This is a genomic window from Candidatus Chlorohelix allophototropha, assembly GCF_030389965.1.
GTDB classification, from domain to species: Bacteria; Chloroflexota; Chloroflexia; order Chloroheliales; family Chloroheliaceae; genus Chlorohelix; species Chlorohelix allophototropha.
This window is the reverse complement of record NZ_CP128399.1, coordinates 933,696-948,618: the sequence shown is the minus strand read 5'-3', so window position 1 is coordinate 948,618 and position 14,923 is coordinate 933,696. Positions and strand designations below refer to the sequence as shown.

Sequence of the window (14,923 nt, the reverse complement as noted above, 5' to 3'; positions counted from 1 at the left end):
AGCAAAAGCCGCTAAGCGCAGCGTCTTTTTCGTAGATAGCGCTCATTTAGTGTTAGGGGCTTACCTGGGCTATCTATGGTGTCTGATCAGAATAGTTATCCGCGCTCCAAGCGGTCGGCAACGTTTTAATGTGCTGGGTGCGCTCAATGCCGTGACACACCAGCTAATAACGGTGACCAATGAGCGCTATATCAATGCCCAAAGTGTCTGTGAAACCCCAATCTTTGACTTTTATATATATTGACCTGACTTTATATTATGACTATAATATATTTTGATAATCAAAGTAATTTATTAATAACATTGTTTGATAATCAAAGTAATAAGGATGTTACTTATGTCTAAGACCAATACTGACAATATCATGGAAATCGCCACCGCGCTCCTAGACCTTCTACCCAACTTACTCTACCGTTTAGGTCAAATACAAGAACAAGAATTAAACCAAAAAGACGATTCTACCTGGCAAGATGTATCCGAACTGAGAACTACAACAGGACAATTGCGGTTAATGCGTGTGCTGGTGCGACAAGAAACATGCAAAATGCAGGAACTGGCAGAATTATTGGGTGTTACTCCCTCGACTGTTACCTCAATGGTCAAGCGGTTGGTGCTACAGGGTTATATTGAACGAACTCGGGATGATAGCGATTGGCGTAGCGTTTGGGTGAGACCAACCGAACGCGGACAGCGGGCGTTACTGGTTTTTGATGCTGCGCGCTATGTGACATTACAAAGACGCCTTGAGCAGTTAACCCCGCAAGAGCTTGAAAATATCGTTGCGGTGCTGCCGGTCTTTCAAAAAATATCGGAATAATCAAATCGAGGATATATAGAAATGCCTACCAAAACCACACAAGCTGGGAAACTCGACTCACCCTATCCAAATCCTACACTAAAGCTTGAAGAGGCTGGTAATACACCACTTGCGCCAGATAGCAATCAATTTAAAAAGCTGCTAAAAGCTGTTCCGGCTTATTTTGCCAGAGGCGCGGCTGCGCTACACCACCGGAATTATCGCTTGTTCTTTTTCGGTCAGTTAGTCTCCTTGATCGGAACTTGGATGCAAAATTTGGCGCAGGGTTGGCTGGTACTGAAAATTACCAACGACCCACTGGCATTGGGGTTGGTAACAGCACTCCAATTTTTGCCAGTAATGTTTCTCACGTTGTTTGGCGGAATTATCGCAGATCGCCTACCAAAACGTCGTACCCTGCTGTTCACCCAAACTTCGGCAATGTCTTTGGCTTTTATATTGGCAACTCTAGTCAGTTTTAATATTGTTCAACTCTGGGAAATTTATGTATTGGCTACAATGCTAGGGCTGGTTAATGCCGTGGATATGCCGGTGAGACAATCGTTTGTCTCTGAAATGGTTGGCAAAGAAGAATTGATGAATGCGGTTGCGCTAAACTCTTCAATCTTTAATGCAGCAAGAGTAGTTGGTCCGGCGGTAGCAGGGCTATTAATCGGATGGATCGGTATTGCGCCGGCATTCTGGTTAAATGGATTTAGTTTCGTGGCAGTTTTAACCGGATTATTTTTGATGAGAGACGCTGAATTGTTTGGAGGAATCGGCAAAAAGCCTACCGGGAAAATTTTCGTGCATTTGAAAGAAGGTTTAGGATATACCCTCCACACCCCCGCAGTTAATATAATCATGATATTGGTCGGAATAGTAGGCTTGCTTGGGGTTAACTTCAATGTATGGATACCCGTTCTCGCAAATAATTATCTGAAAGTTGGTGCAGAAGGCTACGGAATATTGATGTCTGGCATCGGTGTTGGCGCATTAGGCAGAGCGCTCACGCTGGCAATGGCAGGCAAAAAACCTAAACATATGACACTGGTTAAAGGAGCTTGTTTCTTTAGTTTGTTTGGATTTGGAGTAGCTATATCACCGTTCTTCTGGGTTTCGGTAGCGCTAATGGTGGGTTTAGGAGCCTCAATGAGCAACGTTATGGCTTCCGCAAATACCCTTGTTCAAATGATTACCCCCGATAACTTGCGTGGAAGGGTAATGAGCGTTTATATGCTTGTGTTTGCAGGCACAACCCCAATTGGCGGTTTACTGGCAGGGTGGCTGGCTTCAGTCGGTGGCACACCTTTTTCTATGGGCATTTGTATGGTATTAAGCTTTATGTCTGTACCGATAGCCTGGATACTAATGAACAGAAATCGTGAATCATTGGAAAGTTTGTAGCTTCAAAACTGCCGGGGTTTATCGGATGGAGAAGGGGATTTTGAGGTTTTGAAACTAGACAGCAAGTTTATTTATCCAAAGTCAAATTCCGGTATGAAAACAAAATATCAGGAAGAAAAATTGTCTCCCTGATTATTTCACAAATGATTGTAACTTAGTTAGTTTCTAGCTGTGGCTTTGGCTTCTTTTTTAGCATCATCACCCAAAGAAGTAAACTCCGCACCAGTGGTAATTTTCTTTGCGTCTGGTAAAATAATCCACGAAAGTACAATTAGCAGAAACAATACAAGTGCAACCCATTCCATAATTCTCTTCGTTCCCTTTCTTCGCTTCTACACTAAGCAGTAGCAACTTTGATACAAACTTGATATAAATTAAGCCTTCTCAACCTTTACCGGAGAAAATTCTACAGAAGTTAATTCAACTGCACTTGTAGATTTCTTAGAATCTGGTAAGGCAATCCATGAAAGAACCATCAAAAGGAAAAGAACTAATGCAACCCATTCCATAATATTTATCCTTCCTGAATAACTTTTAGATGAGTACTGGGACACAGCTTACAAACTGTGTCCCCATTTCTAAATACTAGAGTTCGTAGGCGCTTTCACCGTGTAAAGCAGAGTCGAGACCGGAAAGTTCTTCCTGTGATTCTACCCGGAGACCAATTACCAGATCCAACACCTTGAGAATTACGAAGGTCATAACACCACTCCATAAAACCGTGACACCTACACCGATCGCCTGTTTTCCAAGCTGATCGATACCGCCACCGTAGAACAGACCATCAGCGCCTGCGGTATTAACCGCTTTAGTGGCGAACAAGCCAGTAGCAAGTGCACCCCAGATACCGCCCATACCGTGTACTGCGAAAACATCTAATGCATCATCGAAGCCGAGCTTGCTCTTTAGCACTACGCCGAAGTAGCAGATTGCACCTGCGCCGAAACCGATTACCAGAGCGCCACGAGAGTCTACGAAACCACTGGCAGGAGTGATAGCAACCAAACCGGCTACTGCACCAGCCGCCGCACCCAATACGCTAGGCGCACCCTGGCGGATCCAGCTAAGGGTAGTCCAAGTGATAGCGCCCATTGCCGCAGCCAAGTGAGTAACTACAAAGGCGTTTACGGCAAGGTCACCGGCGGTTAAGGCACTACCGGCATTGAAACCGAACCAACCGAACCAGAGTAAGCCAGCACCAAGAACCACCATCGGAACGTCGTGAGCTTCCATCTGCTCTTTGCCATAACCAAGGCGTTTACCAAGAACCAGAGCCGCAACCAGAGCCGCAATACCGGAGTTGATGTGTACAACAGTACCACCGGCAAAGTCGAGAGCGCCCAATTGGCGAATCCAGCCGAGAGTACCATCTTCGCCGCCCCAAACCCAGTGGCAAATCGGTACATATACAATAGTGAGCCAAAGAATAAGGAACAGAGTAAATGCCTTGAAACGTTTGCGTTCGGCAAAAGCGCCCGTAATTAGAGCGGGAGTAATAACTGCAAACATCATCTGGAACATCATGAATAAGAGATGGGGGATTGTGGGAGCATAGTTGGTGTCAATCCCGGTTACACCATTAAGACCGAACCAATTCAAGCTACCAAGAAAACTTCCGGCATCAGTTTTAATCGAGCTAGGACCGAAAGCCAATGAGTAACCCCAGAGTACCCATACCACGCTTATTACGCCAAGGCTGAAGAAACTATGCATAATGGTGGAGAGCACGTTCTTTTTGCGAACCAAACCACCATAGAAGAAGCCCAAAGCAGGTGTCATAAGCATTACTAGAGCCGTTGCCACAATTATCCAGGCAGTATCCCCAGAATCAATTTTGGGGGCAGGCGGTGTTTGTGTTTGTAGTAGAACCGATAATACACTCATCCCTCGAAATTCCTCCTTGTGCAAAAGTCACAAAACATGCGATTGATTTGTAGCTTCAAAATTCTCTTAATCTTCGATAGTGCAATCATATAAGTAACCTGCAAGTGCATGCTACATCACTACGCACGAAGATTAATAGAAATATTTGTATTATTTGCACAAAAGGAGGGGTTAAAATGGAAAAACTGGTTTGGCAGTGAGCATTTTTCTGAAATGAAGCCGCTCACTGCTAAATTTATTGATAAAAAACCTATGATTGGGTGGTTAGCTTTGTAAATACTACCAAACGCTGATCATAATTATGGGTTGATTGGTCAAAAGTACCAGAACAAGTTATGAGATTTAAATAAACATCGTCGGCAGAACCGAATATTTTATCAAGCGGAGCGCCATCATAAGAATATTTTTCCAGTTTTATAACTTCAAATGTCAATTCTTTACCCTGATTATCACTAATATATACTTTATTACCCGCTTGAAGCTTTTTCAAATCCCAGAAAATAGAAGGACCCTTCGGATTATCGACATGTCCATCAATCACGGAATTACCCAACTCTCCGGGTTTAAATCCAAGCTTGTACCAACCCACCGTCCAATAGCTCTTGGGAACATCCATCGCACCATCTTTGGTCTTTCCCACATGTTCCACATCGGCATCTATTCCAATCACGGGAATCCTCAAGCGCGCCGGAATAATACTGACAATTGGCATAATGGTAGGCCGTGGAGGAAGCTCTGTAGCAGTGGGTTCTGGGGCTAGGGTAGGCACTGGAGTGGCAGTGGGTGGTACTGCTGTGGGTGTATTTGCAACAGTTGTAATAGGCAAAAAGGGCAGAATCCCACCCGCTTTAGTAGGCTCAACATGTGGAGGCAAACTACTTACTTTTACACCGTTATCACCGGTTAATAGCACTATTACTACAAGTAAAATTATTACAACAGGTATTAAGAAAAAAAATACCCACTTTTTCAAATTTTTGCCGAACAACTTCGTAAACCTCGTGATATGTATAAATCTTATTCTGACTAAAAGTTCACAAGTTCATTATAACAAAAGAATTGCGAGTAGAATAAGGGTATTCTATCCTATATTCTATCTCGCCTTATAAAAAGATTCGTTGTTTTATCTAAAGTTCTAGAGCTTTACGCTCACGGTCAACCAAAAATCGCCGCAGTATTTTCCCAGAAGCAGATTTAGGAATCTGATCTATAAACTCAAGCCGCCGAATTTTCTTGTGGGGCGCAACACGTACTGCCACATAACTCTCCAATTCACCTGAACTTAACTGCACGCCCGGTTTCAGCACTACAAAGGCTTTTGGAACTTCACCAGCTTCCTCATCGGGAGAAGGAATTACCGCAGCATCGGCAACCGCAGGATGAGTTAGTATCACCGCTTCAAGTTCGGCAGGCGCTACTTGCAACCCTTTATACTTGATCAGTTCTTTGAGCCTATCCACAATGAACAGATAGCCATCCTCATCCACATAACCAATATCTCCGGTGTGTAGCCAACCATCGTTATCAATAGTAGCAGCAGTGGAGTCAGGGCGGTTTAAATAACCCTTCATTACATGTGGGCCCTTAGTCCAGATTTCGCCCTCCTGCTTCACCCCAAGCGCTTCTCCGTTAGATATATCTACAACCTTGATATCCACATAAGGCAGATTGATACCCACCGAGCCTGCTTTTGCCTTATCTTTGTCGATTGGGCTAATATGCATACCGGGACTGGTTTCGGTCAAACCATAACCTTGAATAACTATACAACCCAAACGATTCTGGCAAGCTTCTTGCAATTCTCGGCTAAGCGGAGCCGCCGCCGAAAGTATTGCTTTCAAGCCGGATAGGTCATATTTGTCAACAAGCGGATGTTTGGCTAGGGCAAGCATAATCGGTGGTACAAGCGGCGCTACCGTAATATGGGTATCTTGCATTGTCTGAAGGAAGTGTTCGAGTTCAAAACGCGGTACAGTAACAATGGTTGCGCCGTTGAAAAGTCCCATTGCACCGATAACCATCATACCGTAAATATGGAACATGGGTAAAACGCACAAAATGTTATCGTTTTCCTGATACAAGTGAGCAGCATACATCTGGTTTATGTTAGCTACCAAATTATATTGGGTCAGCATTACCCCTTTTGGCAATCCGGTAGTACCACTGGAATAGGGCAAAACCGCCAAATCTTCCTTATAATCCCACTCGATTTGTGGCAACTGTCCATCTTTTTCAACTAATTTGCTGAAAGAGGTATGACCTTCAGCTTCCCCATAGACAAAAATCTCTTGAATCTTAGCTCTGGAAGCCGCTTCCTTCGCCTTTTCCAATAAAGGGGGAATAGTAATTAGAAACTTCGCGTCAGCATCGTTCAATTGGAAGGTCAGTTCATCTACAGTATAAAGCGGGTTAATTGTGGTATTAATACCACCAAGTGAGGCTACAGCCAGAAAAGTGATAAAGTATTCAGGTGAATTGGGGCTAAATAATGCCAGCACATCCCCTTTTTGTAAGCCACGTTCGTGCAAACCTACTGCCATTTTTCTGACATTATCCGAAACCTGTTTATAGGTATAAGTGTTACCGTTGCCACTATCCACAAAGGCTACCTTATCGCCTAATTCGGTAGCTCTGTGCAAAACATGCGTGGTGAAATCAACATTGGGGAGTTCAACATCCGGTAGAGTGCTTTTAAAAATCATTTCAACTCTCCTGCCCAATATAAAATTAACTGTCCATTAGTCCGATGACTTGTATTCGTCTCTCAATCAAGGCGTTGGTGGAATTATATAATACAAGCCTGTTGTATAGGAATATTATGCGGTTTGGTTTACCTTCGACATATTTTTCCAAAACGTTATAATAGAGTTATTGGGGAAAATATTTAACAGAACTGAGGGTAGAAGGAATTGACCATAGATGCATTGGCATTAGCGGCGGTGTGCCAAGAAGCCGATACCCTGCTACAGGGTTGCCGAATCCAGAAAATTATTCCTACCGGAGCTTTGAGCATTGTACTGGAAGCTTATAACCCAGAATACAGGCGCAGAGTTCAATTCATTCTGAGCGCAGATGCTCAAAACGCCCGCTTTCACATGCTAAGCAAAAAAGCCAGCCAGATGCCCGGAGAGGCTAATCCTTTTATGCTGGTTTTACGCCGCTACTTGCGGTACGGCATTGTAACCGCTATAGACCAGATGCCGTTCGAGCGCATAATTATTCTTACTATTGCTAAAAAGTTTCCGGCAAGCAAGCGACCCTCTTTTGCTCAAAAAGGCGGCGCGCGTTTAGCGATAGAAGAAGAAATTGAGGTGGAAGATACTGAGCTTGAGCAGGAGGAGGAATTTGTAGCCACTGACGAGGAAACCGAGATTTATGAAAGTAAGCTGGTTTGTGAAATTATGGGGCGACACAGCAATATTATGCTGCTTAGCGAAGATAATTTGATTATTGATGCGATCAAGCGGGTTGCTTCCGGCAGAAATCGCTATCGAACAATTTTGCCGCATCAACCCTACATTGCGCCACCACCGCAGGAAAAACGCCTATTGCACCACGAATCGCCCGCCGAATTTGTACATCTATTAGAAGGCAGCAAAGCGCAAAATCCCAATACGCCGCTCTGGCAAGCATTGGTTAGTTCCTTTAGTGGGGTAAGCCCACAATTAGCAAGAGAAATCGCCTATCGCACCGCGCCGGAAAATAGCGAAAGAAAATTAGCAGACACGCATAATTTTGAAGCGGTTTACAGTGAACTTAAAGACCTGATGCGACCACTCTATCAGGAAGACTTGGCAAGGTTAAAAGCCTCACTGGTAAGAGATAAACAGGCTCAAATAGTAGCTTTTGCCCCTTACGAACTGCGGCAATTTATCCCGGATGGGCTTGAACCAGAACAAGTGGAATCATTAAGCCTTGCCGCAGAAGAATATTATGCCCAATTAGAATCCGTTAGCGGGCAATCTCAGCGCAAACAACAAATTGCAGACGTTGTAGGAGAACACCAAGATAAACTAAAACGGCGGGCTACCTCACTCGAAGAGTCACTGAAACGGGCGGAAAGCGCAGAATTGCTGCGGCGTAAAGGCGAAGCAATTTACTCAAATCTCTATGAAATAAGTGAAGGGGCAACTAGCCTCGTAGCAGATGGATTAAAGATAACGCTCGACCCACGTTTATCTTCCAGCGATAACGCACAAGCATATTTTCGCGAATACGACAAAGCCCGAAAAGCATTGGCGGGTGTGCCTGAACTGGTTGAAGAAACTCGGCTAGAGTTGGACTACCTTGAAGAAATGCTAACTCAACTTGAGCTTGCCGAAACCTTTGAAGAGGTAATGTACCTAAAAGCCGAGTTTGATGAAGCCGGGTATGGTTCAAGACCCAAAGACGATGAGAAAAGCAAGAAAGCTGCTGCAAAGACTCGCAAAAAACGAAAGATTTTACAGACTCCTGTTTTTATCAGTAGCGATGGTTTTACCATCTTAGTAGGTAAAAGCGCGCAGCACAATGAATATGTAACCTTTCAGCTTGGCGACAAGCAAGACATCTGGCTACATGCACGAGGTATGCCCGGTTCGCACGTTATAATAAAATCGGGTAGCCGTGATGTACCGGAACGTACTATGGTAGAAGCAGCCGCTTTAGCGGCATATTATTCAAAAGGACAAAATAGCACCAGAGTTGAGGTGACTTATGTGCCTCAAAAATTCGTTCGGAAAGTAAAAGGCGCGCATCCGGGATTGGTTACTTATACAAATGACCGGAGTTTAAATGTTAAGCCGATGAAACTTGTAGCAAAAAAGCCAGCAGCACGGAGTTAACGGTGAAATTTGTTGCACACAAGTGAATCGGTCTGTTACAATAAGCAGTAAATGGTAACAGTCGACTTTAACCCTAAAAAACTCGAAAGTAGAAGGGGCAACCAAAAATGAAAGCGGTGGTTATGGCGGGCGGTGAAGGCTCTCGCTTACGACCTCTAACTGTTGGTCGCCCCAAGCCAATGGTGCCCATTGCCAATCAATCGGTACTACGGCACATTATTAGCTTGCTGAAAAAACATGGTATTACCGACATCATCGTAACGCTGCAATATATGGCAGATGTTATTCAAGATGATTTGGGCGATGGCAGGTCAATCGGCTGCAATATAAAGTATTCTATTGAAGAAATTCCCCTAGGTACTGCAGGGAGCGTTAAACTGGCAGAAGAGATGCTCACCGATACTTTTATGGTAATAAGCGGGGATGCTCTTACCGATTTCAACCTCAGCGAAATAATTAAATTCCATAAAGAGCGTCATGCAATTGCCACATTAACCTTGACCAGAGTGGCAAACCCTCTTGAATATGGCGTAATCATTACCGATGCCGATGGGCGGATACGTCAGATGCAGGAAAAACCAAGTTGGGGTGAAGTTTTCTCGGATACGGTTAATACCGGTATTTACATCCTTGAACCAGAAATATTCAAATACTACGACAAAAATGTAACCTTTGATTTTAGCCAACAGCTTTTCCCGATGTTACTAGAGAAAAATCATCCGGTTTATGGCTATGTGGCTGAAGGCTATTGGTCGGATGTGGGCAGTATCGCCGATTACATGCGCAGCACTGCCGATTTGCTGGAAGGACGTGTTAACGTTGCCCTCACCGGAAAGCATCTGGGTGGCGGAATCTGGGTAGAAGACGATGTGGTAATAGCCCCTACCGCACAACTATACGGACCAATTTATCTCGGTAGTGGCGTAAAAATACAACCCGGCGCAATTATAAGAGGTCCTACTGTTATCCGTGACCAATGTATGGTCGAAGCCCGCGCCAATATTGATCGCAGCATCATCTGGCGTAACAGCTATATTGGAGAACGCGCCGAACTGCGTGGTTGCATGATAGGGCGGCAAGTTACTATTAAAAGCCGGGCAATGATTTTTGAAGGGGCGGTAATTGGCGATAACACAATCGTAGGTGAAAATGCCGTTATACAGCCAAATGTAAAGATATGGCCCTCCAAAGAAATTGAGCGCGGCGCTAAGGTAAATAACAGCATTATCTGGGGTAATCAGGGACGGCGTGTATTATTCGGTCGCTTTGGCGTTACCGGATTGGTCAACGTAGATATAACGCCAGAATTTGCGGCAAGGTTGGGCGCATCCTATGGCGCGATATTGCCTAGAGGCAGCGTGGTTACAGTAAATCGAGAAGCGCATCACACCCCACGAATGATTAAACGCGCCCTCTTGAGTGGTTTGCCGAGCGCGGGAATTAATGTCGCCGATCTTGGAAGTTGTCCAATTCCGGTGGCTCGCTACATCACACGTATCTCGGAACATGTCTTAGGCGGTGTACACGTACGGCTTTCGCCATTTGATAACCGCACTGTAGATATACGTTTTATGGACAGGCGTGGAATAGATATTGATAAGAGTATTGAGCGCAAAGTAGAAACTATCTTCTTTCGCGAGGATTTTCGGCGGGTTTATACTGATGATATTGGGCGAATCGAATATCTACCCAATCCTTCCGAGCATTACAGCATCGATTTTTTGAAAAGAATCAACGCTTTACCAAATGATACCCAAATGCGCGGACGCAAACTGGTAGTAGATTACAGTTCTTCCAATACCTCAACCATATTACCAGCAATTCTTGACAAGTTGGGCTGTGACGTAGTTGCGCTTAACGCAGCAGTGGATGAAGCAAAACTTTTCCGCACCCCTGAACAATTCCAGCAAGATATGCGCCGATTGGGAGTTATTACTAACACACTCGATGCAGATTTCGGAGTAAAAATCGATACTGGGGGAGAAAAGATTTATGCGGTAGATGGGCGAGGAAATCAAATTCCGCCTATGCAATTGCTGGCAGCCGTAGCCAAGTTGATGTTAAAAGCTAACAATGGCGGTATTATTGCTATACCGGTGACCGCGCCGAGCATTATTGAGCGAATCGCCGCCGAGCACAGTGGTGAAGTAATTCGCACCAGAGCTAATTCTTTTGCTCAAATGCAGGCAGCTACTCGTAACGGCGTTATATTAGTAGGAGATGGTGACGGTAGTTTCATTTTTCCAGAATTTCAGCCAGCAGCAGACGGCTTGTTCGCAATCGCCAAAATTATTGAACTAACCGTTAAGCAAGAAGCGCGTATCGGTGAAGTCATTAACAACTTACCGGCTTATGCTCAGGTACGTTCTAAGGTAAACTGCCGCTGGGAAGATAAAGGCAGGGTTATGCGCTTGCTGAATGAAAAATATCAAAACTCAACTGTACGTCAGGTAGATGGGATTCGCATCAATCTTGGCGATGAGTGGGTATTAATTTTACCTGACCCTGATCGCCCGCTTTTCCATATTCAAGCAGAGTCGCATTCGCATGAACAGGCGCAACAATTGGTTGATAAATATGCTACTGTAGTAAATAACTTGCAGCATTGAGGTTAACGGATGAATACCCTCGATTTTATAAATCTCCGCAATAAACGAGTGATTTTGAACGACAATGAACTGGAAATAGGGAGTCTCAGATTAAACCTTTCTGATGAATTGAACTTTGGAGAACCTATCGGAAATGTTGCCGTAAAAGATTTGGCAGAAGCCGCCAACTATTATAATTCCCTAACTTCCAAAACTTGCTGGACACAGCTTGCCGCTTTGACTTTTATAGTTACGGGCAAGCACCAAGCGCTCGATTGGTATTTTCCAATCACAAATATGCTGAACGATGCTGAATTAAGCGATTTTTACCGCTTTATTCAAGAAATTATCCAGCATCCTAACCTCGACCTTAAACTTAAAGCTGAAAATAAAACCGATGCAACCGCACAAATGCACGCCGATATTCCTTTTATTGTGGGCGGGCATCTGGCTGAGATTTTCTTTTACAGACGAGATATACTTGCGCGCCTATTAAACACTCCCCGGCATATCTGGCTATATACCACCCCCAAAGCCTTTGAACAAGATGGCGGTTTAGCCGGGGGCGACTATAACCATGAAACTGAGAGCATACAATTGGTGCTTTCGCGCTTGTACGAAGGCTTTTATGGTAGTACGCCCGGAGTTGCCCCCTTCCTACACGAGTTTGGTCATATGCTGGATTTCTTTAATTCGGGGTCAGGCAAGATGGGGGATAGTGAAGGTTTATTACCCGGACTAAGCCCGTCTGATGGTAAAATATACACACCGCGCGCTCGAAAACTTTTTGTTGAAGGTAAACGTATAGAACTTGAACGTTACCTTAAGCGGTTTAACAACACTTATTCTGAGAATGACCCGCTTCCAATTGGACATCCCTACGTATTCCAGAATGACACTGAGTTCTGCGCCGGCTATTTTGAGATGTTTTTCCGAAATCCCAACTATTTTGCGAGCCAAAATCCGGTGCTTTATCAGGGCTATACGGAGCTATTAGGGCAAGATCAGCGATATGCTTGGAAAAAGGATTTCGATTTCTACGTGATGGAAAACAGGAACTTTTATCTTAACAGTGGTCAAAAACCTTGGGAACCGCACTTGACAATTCCCACAATATAAATTCTAACTATCCTTCTCTTAAAGAAGAATTAGTAATAGTATGAGATAAACAGATTTTACTTGGATTATTAATTTTTATAGAATGAACTTTAGAATACGAACCGAAAGTAGAGTTAATCGCTAATCTGCGTGTCCACGTAACAAAATCTTGCCTAGAGCAGCTTTCTCCATTTATAAATGAAAAGAATTTTAAGGGTGATTCCTGATCAATCGAAGCATCTCTGCCTTTAGCTTAATGCGGCTCAAATGGCATAAGCATTTATTTTTAAACGAGATTTGTATAATAAGTGTCTTAAAACTATTCATCCGTTAGTAGCTAAATAGCTAAATTATTAATCATAGAGCTGCATTTATCAAATATGGCTGTATTTTGTTATTGCATCTTATCTGAGATATGGCTTGGACAAATAAAGTAACTTGTAACGTAAGGGAACCAACCTTAGAGCTTAATTTACTAGAAAAATAAATCGAAAGGTAGACTTGTTTGGCATAAACATAATACATTCTCTGTACAATAAAATGAAACGGTTTGTATCTATAGCTTGGCTTAAAGAATAAAGTGAAAGAGATCACTAAACAATTTCCACAAATTGCCGAATTTTAATAAGAAAATTTAATTTAATTTATTTCTATTTGCTCCTGAAGCTATTGCATTTCTATTGAGTTAATGGTATTATTCATTATATTGATGGGTTCGTTCTCCACAAGGTTACTGTATACGGTCAGCACTCTTTAATGTGAAAACATAGCTTATCTTTGCTAAACTGTTTTATTTTGTAGAAATTTACAGACCCAGCAAAAATATTCAATATAGATTGTTTGCCACGCAAGAACCATTGTGTTTGTTATTACTTTACTAAATACTCATTTTTTGAGAGTCGTGGAAATCATGGGGGAAATTTAAATGCCTGAACTTCAACTTACAAATGAGCAGGCTGCGGTTATTGGCTTGAAAATCAGAGAAAGTCGATTACAGCAAGGCTTACAACAAAAGGATTTAATTGAAGGGGAGTTTTCTAAAAGCTATATCAGCCTAATAGAATCTGGTAGGGTAGTGCCATCTGCTAAAGCCCTACGAGTAATAGCTAATCGGCTTGGTATCACGGTTGAACAGCTTTTGAGCATGGCAACTCCGGGTTCTTCAAACCAATCTGCTTTAGAAGGTGATCCTGAAATATTTTCCCGCTGGGATATGGCACTGGATGAAGCACGAGTAGCACTCTATCAGGAAAACCCTGAACAAGCCAAAGCCGTACTGCTTCAAAAAATAAAAACTCGACAGTTATCCACCGATCAGCTAAAACAATTTCATTTTTTGCTTGGACATACGCATCTACTTTCCTCAGATGTCGAATTAGCCATTTCAGAATATAAAACCGCCTTGCAAATGGCTCATAGTCTAGGTGATATTGAGACAGAAGCGCGCGTAACGCATAGTATGGGCGCTATCTACGTTATGCAAACCAAATATATGCTGGCATTGGAAAACTTCAGAAAAGCTCTTGACCTGATTGATAATCTTCTAGTAAAAGATATAAAACTTAAACTTGAAGTCCTTTCTGATCTGGGTGATTGCTATAGAAGTCTGGGTGACAATGAGCATTCAATCAGCTTATTGACTGAAGCTACTAAGCTTGCTGCCGAATTGCAAGATTGCAATGGGCTGGCACGAATTACTTGGCGCATTGCCAATCAGTATCGCGAAGCCAATAATTTACCGTTGGCAAAAGCATTTACTGCCAAAGCAATCGCTCTGTATGAGTCAATCGAAAGTATGAGTAGCCTGATAAGTTCCAAAACAAGGTTGGGAATTTTGCTGTATGAGCGGCATGAATACCAGCAAGCGGAACAATATTTGGTAGAAGCTCGTAACCTTGCGCTTCGTATGAATGACAACAGATTGACGGCTATTGCCAGTTTGCATCTAACCAGCTTAATGGTCGTACTAAATAAGCCTCAAGAGGCTTTAATGTACGCCCTAGAGAGCGCCGAAACCGCTAAATTTAGCAATGACACTGCCACAATCGGACAGTCTTTTGCTAAATTAGGTCAAGCTTATATGCAAAACGGAGATAATGAAAAAGCACGGGAATATTTCCTGCAAGCCATTGAGCAACTAAAAGAATCGGGTTCAAACGATATTCTGGCACAAACCTATTTTGAATATGGGCAAGTGCTGAGTCAATTAGGACAAACCGAGGAAGCTTTAAGATCAATGGAAAAAGCTTACAATCTCCAAACCGGTGTCTTCCGCTCTCTATAAAGCGGCAAAGACAAAAGAATTCAAGAAAGGGGTTTGATTGGCA

11 protein-coding genes are annotated in these 14,923 nt (G+C 43.3%); 6 read left to right on the top strand and 5 right to left on the bottom strand.

What is annotated here, in order from left to right; genetic code table 11:
• The first annotated feature begins 337 nt into the window (after positions 1–337).
• Together OZ401_RS04025 and OZ401_RS04020 are read left to right on the top strand one after the other, a co-directional pair.
• Entirely contained in the window at positions 338–817 is a 480-nt protein-coding gene (locus OZ401_RS04025; RefSeq protein WP_341469427.1) for a MarR family winged helix-turn-helix transcriptional regulator, read from the top strand.
• A 21-nt stretch (positions 818–838) separates the two neighbouring features.
• Positions 839–2,203, top strand: coding sequence for an MFS transporter (locus OZ401_RS04020; RefSeq protein ID WP_341469426.1), 1,365 nt, complete (start codon positions 839–841; stop codon positions 2,201–2,203).
• A 158-nt stretch (positions 2,204–2,361) separates the two neighbouring features.
• On the opposite strand, the gene OZ401_RS04015 is transcribed toward OZ401_RS04020, so the two are convergent.
• The 5 genes from OZ401_RS04015 to OZ401_RS03995 all read right to left on the bottom strand — a co-directional run bounded on the left by OZ401_RS04015 (position 2,362) and on the right by OZ401_RS03995 (position 6,789).
• Positions 2,362–2,508: a hypothetical protein gene (locus OZ401_RS04015; protein WP_341469425.1), complete on the bottom strand. Its 147-nt coding sequence runs from the start codon at positions 2,506–2,508 to the stop codon at positions 2,362–2,364.
• A gap of 69 nt (positions 2,509–2,577) precedes the next feature.
• Positions 2,578–2,712, bottom strand: a complete 135-nt coding sequence (locus tag OZ401_RS04010; protein WP_341469424.1) for a hypothetical protein — start codon at positions 2,710–2,712, stop codon at positions 2,578–2,580.
• Between the two features lie 76 nt (positions 2,713–2,788).
• A complete protein-coding gene (locus OZ401_RS04005; protein ID WP_341469423.1) occupies positions 2,789–4,087 on the bottom strand; it encodes an ammonium transporter in 1,299 nt (432 codons plus the stop codon).
• Between the two features lie 250 nt (positions 4,088–4,337).
• A complete protein-coding gene (locus tag OZ401_RS04000; RefSeq protein WP_341469422.1) occupies positions 4,338–5,075 on the bottom strand; it encodes a class F sortase in 738 nt (245 codons plus the stop codon).
• A gap of 139 nt (positions 5,076–5,214) precedes the next feature.
• Entirely contained in the window at positions 5,215–6,789 is a 1,575-nt protein-coding gene (locus OZ401_RS03995; protein WP_341469421.1) for a 4-coumarate--CoA ligase family protein, read from the bottom strand.
• A gap of 207 nt (positions 6,790–6,996) precedes the next feature.
• Here OZ401_RS03995 and OZ401_RS03990 point away from each other — a divergent pair, with 207 nt between their 5' ends.
• From OZ401_RS03990 to OZ401_RS03975, 4 genes are all read left to right on the top strand, one after another.
• Complete coding sequence (locus OZ401_RS03990) at positions 6,997–8,910, top strand: Rqc2 family fibronectin-binding protein (protein WP_341469420.1); 1,914 nt, start codon at positions 6,997–6,999, stop codon at positions 8,908–8,910.
• 107 nt (positions 8,911–9,017) lie between these two features.
• Complete coding sequence (locus OZ401_RS03985; RefSeq protein WP_341469419.1) at positions 9,018–11,519, top strand: mannose-1-phosphate guanyltransferase; 2,502 nt, start codon at positions 9,018–9,020, stop codon at positions 11,517–11,519.
• Between the two features lie 9 nt (positions 11,520–11,528).
• Positions 11,529–12,617: a hypothetical protein gene (locus OZ401_RS03980; RefSeq protein WP_341469418.1), complete on the top strand. Its 1,089-nt coding sequence runs from the start codon at positions 11,529–11,531 to the stop codon at positions 12,615–12,617.
• Positions 12,618–13,521: 904 nt separating this feature from the next.
• Entirely contained in the window at positions 13,522–14,880 is a 1,359-nt protein-coding gene (locus tag OZ401_RS03975; protein ID WP_341469417.1) for a helix-turn-helix domain-containing protein, read from the top strand.
• Positions 14,881–14,923: the final 43 nt, after the last annotated feature.

What these genes read in the sequence shown, in the direction of transcription:
- OZ401_RS04005 (WP_341469423.1), bottom strand. Translation starts at nt 4,087, where the DNA reads ATGAGTGTATTATCGGTTCTACTACAAACACAAACACCGCCTGCCCCC.
- OZ401_RS04025 (WP_341469427.1), top strand. Translation starts at nt 338, where the DNA reads ATGTCTAAGACCAATACTGACAATATCATGGAAATCGCCACCGCGCTC.
- OZ401_RS04010 (WP_341469424.1), bottom strand. Translation starts at nt 2,712, where the DNA reads ATGGAATGGGTTGCATTAGTTCTTTTCCTTTTGATGGTTCTTTCATGG.
- OZ401_RS03995 (WP_341469421.1), bottom strand. Translation starts at nt 6,789, where the DNA reads ATGATTTTTAAAAGCACTCTACCGGATGTTGAACTCCCCAATGTTGAT.
- OZ401_RS03980 (WP_341469418.1), top strand. Translation starts at nt 11,529, where the DNA reads ATGAATACCCTCGATTTTATAAATCTCCGCAATAAACGAGTGATTTTG.
- OZ401_RS04015 (WP_341469425.1), bottom strand. Translation starts at nt 2,508, where the DNA reads ATGGAATGGGTTGCACTTGTATTGTTTCTGCTAATTGTACTTTCGTGG.
- OZ401_RS04020 (WP_341469426.1), top strand. Translation starts at nt 839, where the DNA reads ATGCCTACCAAAACCACACAAGCTGGGAAACTCGACTCACCCTATCCA.
- OZ401_RS03985 (WP_341469419.1), top strand. Translation starts at nt 9,018, where the DNA reads ATGAAAGCGGTGGTTATGGCGGGCGGTGAAGGCTCTCGCTTACGACCT.
- OZ401_RS03975 (WP_341469417.1), top strand. Translation starts at nt 13,522, where the DNA reads ATGCCTGAACTTCAACTTACAAATGAGCAGGCTGCGGTTATTGGCTTG.